3 protein-coding genes are annotated in these 3,106 nt (G+C 38.9%); all 3 read left to right on the top strand.

The annotated features are described in order from the left end of the window. Nucleotides 1-583: 583 nt before the first annotated feature. Nucleotides 584-1,576, top strand: a complete 993-nt coding sequence (locus tag GQR46_RS18180) for a hydrolase (protein WP_165741905.1) — start codon at nt 584-586, stop codon at nt 1,574-1,576. Next, entirely contained in the window at nt 1,573-1,827 is a 255-nt protein-coding gene (locus tag GQR46_RS18175) for a YheU family protein (RefSeq protein WP_007582257.1), read from the top strand. The genes GQR46_RS18180 and GQR46_RS18175 overlap by 4 nt, the downstream gene beginning before the upstream one ends. Before the next feature lie 64 nt (nt 1,828-1,891). Further along, complete coding sequence (locus GQR46_RS18170; RefSeq protein ID WP_165729563.1) at nt 1,892-3,088, top strand: dipeptidase; 1,197 nt, start codon at nt 1,892-1,894, stop codon at nt 3,086-3,088. The last annotated feature ends 18 nt before the right edge of the window (nt 3,089-3,106 follow it).

The raw sequence follows: 3,106 nt of genomic DNA, 5'->3' as shown, positions 1-3,106 counted from the left end.
GCTTTTAGAGGAAAACAAACTAGATTACTTAGATATAAATATTGAGCAGTTTGTTGCTCTACCCTCATTTACTTCTCATTCTTTTCTCTTTGTGCAAAAAATCTTTAAGTGGTTTACTCAAAAAAGTTTAAAGCGCTACGCTTTTAGGTAAAGTGAAAAACTCTCTTAGCTCTCAGTGGTAATAACTTAGTAGCCTTTAAAGCATGATCTAAATCAACTTAGCTTCACCCCTATATCTGCTTATGTAAATAACTTGATCTCGATCACGTTGCGACCTGCAAACACCGCCTATGATTAATCCATCAACAACGAGGGGAACAAATCATGAGCGTATTCTTTAGAGATTTTTTTACAGATCCAGTTTTATTTATGTCTTTTGGATTTTTAACTATCGTTGTTTCTTTGTGTATCTTTTTTGCTTTTTTCTTTCTGAAAAAAATACATGATGCAGAAATTCCTGACCAAAATTAAGCACGACGCACTAAAGCGCCTTATTAGTTTACTAGTTAGGCGCTTTTTATTTTCTGAAGCGAAAAATTTGGTACACTAGCTTTTCGTTTAATACAAAGTGCGTAGTACAAACATGATCTCTCAGTTCAAACCAGCATGGTGGATGACCAATCGTCACGTTCAGACCATAATGCCGCGTTTTTTCCGCCCATTTCACCACACTCGCTACGAACTTGAGCAACTTGATACACCTGATGGTGACTTTATTGAGCTTGCATGGTCACTTCCACATAACGAAACCGCACCACTAGCCGTTGTTTTGCATGGCCTTGAAGGCAATATAAATAGCTTTTATGCCAAAGGCATGATGAAGGCCTTAAAAAAACAAGGTTACGCAGTTGTGCTTATGCACTTTAGAAACTGCTCAACTGAAGTAAACCGCCTTCCACGTGCTTATCACAGTGGTGATACCGCCGATTTAGCTTTTTTTATTAATCACTTAAAGCTGCAGTTTCCTGAGCGCACTATGGTCGCTGTAGGTTTTTCGTTAGGCGGTAACGTACTGGCCAAATACTTAGGTGAACAATCACAAGCATGCCCACTAAGTGCTGCAGCGGTGGTATCTGCTCCTTATGATTTGTCGTCATCAAGCGATGTTATTCGTAAAAGCTTAGGTAAAATTTACCAAAAATATCTGCTCGATCGCATGAAAAAGTCGATGCAACGTAAATTGCCACAAATTAAGCAGCAAATTCCTATAACTACCGATCAATTAATGAATATTGATGATTTATTAGAGTTTGATAACCAACTTACAGCACCGTTACATGGCTTTGAAAATGCCCACGATTACTATCGTAAAGCCAGTGCTATGCCGTACTTAAAAGATATCGCTATACCCACACTTATTATTCATGCCAAAGACGACCCAATGCTCTCAATTAAGGCCGTACCGAGTAGGCAAGATGTAAGTGAGCATGTTACGCTGCGCATCTCTGACAAAGGCGGACATGTTGGTTTTATTAGCGGTAAAAATCCGTTTAAGCCCATATTTTGGTTAGAGAAAGCCGTGCCATGCTATTTTGGGCAACATGTTTTAGGCAACGCAAACAAAGAGCAATTATGATTATCCCTTTTGAACAACTCGATAAAGATACACTATACAACCTAATAGAAAGCTATGTACTGCGCGAAGGCACCGATTATGGCGAAGTAGAAGCAAGCATTGAATCTAAAGTTAACCAAGTTAAGCTACAGCTTAAAAATGGCGAAGCAATGGTGTTTTTCTCGGAATTACATGAGTCAGTTACTATTATTTCTAAGGGCGAATTTAAAGCGCTGCAAAGTGAAGAGCATCAAGCAGAGGCGTTTGATTAAGGTGTAGTACTTGTAACTTTTGAATTGAACGTACACAATGGCTTTTTACCCAAAGAGCCAAAACATGATAAAACTCAGCACTCTAGTGGTAGCCGTATCACTAGCATTAACTAGTCAAGTCCATGCAGAACAAACAATAACAGCATCCGACAAAGCAATTAAACTCGCTAAAGACACCATTTTAATTGATACCCATATCGACGTACCTTATCGAATTCACGAAAGCTGGGTTGATGTAACTAAAGCGACAACTGATGGCGATTTTGACTACCCTCGCGCTGTAAAAGGCGGTTTAAACGCACCGTTTATGTCGATTTATATTCCTGCGCATTTGGAATTTGAAGGTAAAGGAAAAAGCTACCAACTAGCCAATCAAATGATTGATAGTATGGAAGCTATAGCCCAGCGCGCACCCGATAAGTTTGCTATTGCCAGCTCAAGCACTGATATAGAAGAGCAGTTTAAGCAAGGTAAGCTGTCTATTGCAATGGGTATGGAAAATGGCTCTCCTATCGAAGGAGATATGAAAAACCTTCAGCACTTTTACGACCGCGGTATTCGCTACATCACGCTAGCGCACTCGCAAAGCAACCATATTTCGGATTCGTCTTATGATATTCGCCGCAAATGGAAAGGTTTAAGCCCATTTGGTAAAAAGCTAATTACTGAAATGAATAATATTGGTATGTTAATCGACGTATCACATATTTCTGATGATGCGTTTTATCAGGTTATGGATCTCTCTAAAACACCCGTAATTGCCTCACATTCATCACTTCGTAAATACACGCCAGGCTTTGAGCGTAATATGAATGACGACATGCTATTGGCACTTAAAGAAAATGGCGGTGTTATTCAAATCAACTTTGGCTCAAGTTTTGTTACCGCTAAAGCAGGTAGTTGGGGCAAGCAGTTAAAAAGCACAAAAGAGTCGGTTAAAAAAGACGGGACTAAATTAAGCAAAGATTTTGATGCTGCCTACCGTGCTAAAAACCCTTACCCATTTGCAAGCCTTGAGCAAGTACTTGATCATATTGATCACGTAGTTGAGCTAATTGGTATTGATTATGTAGGTATTGGCTCTGATTATGATGGAGTAGGCGATTCATTACCTATCGGTTTAAAAGATGTATCTAGCTACCCTAACCTTGTTCAAGGTTTAATGGATAGAGATTACAGCGATGCTGATATTAAAAAAATTCTTAGCGGTAATTTATTAAGAGTTTTAAAGCAAGCTGAAGAATATGCGAAGAAAAATTAAAGCTTTTTAGCGTATATT

The sequence above is a fragment of the Pseudoalteromonas sp. Z1A6 genome (genome assembly GCF_011378745.1).
GTDB lineage: Bacteria > Pseudomonadota > Gammaproteobacteria > Enterobacterales > Alteromonadaceae > Pseudoalteromonas > Pseudoalteromonas arctica.
This window is presented reverse-complemented; position numbering and strand designations above follow the sequence as displayed.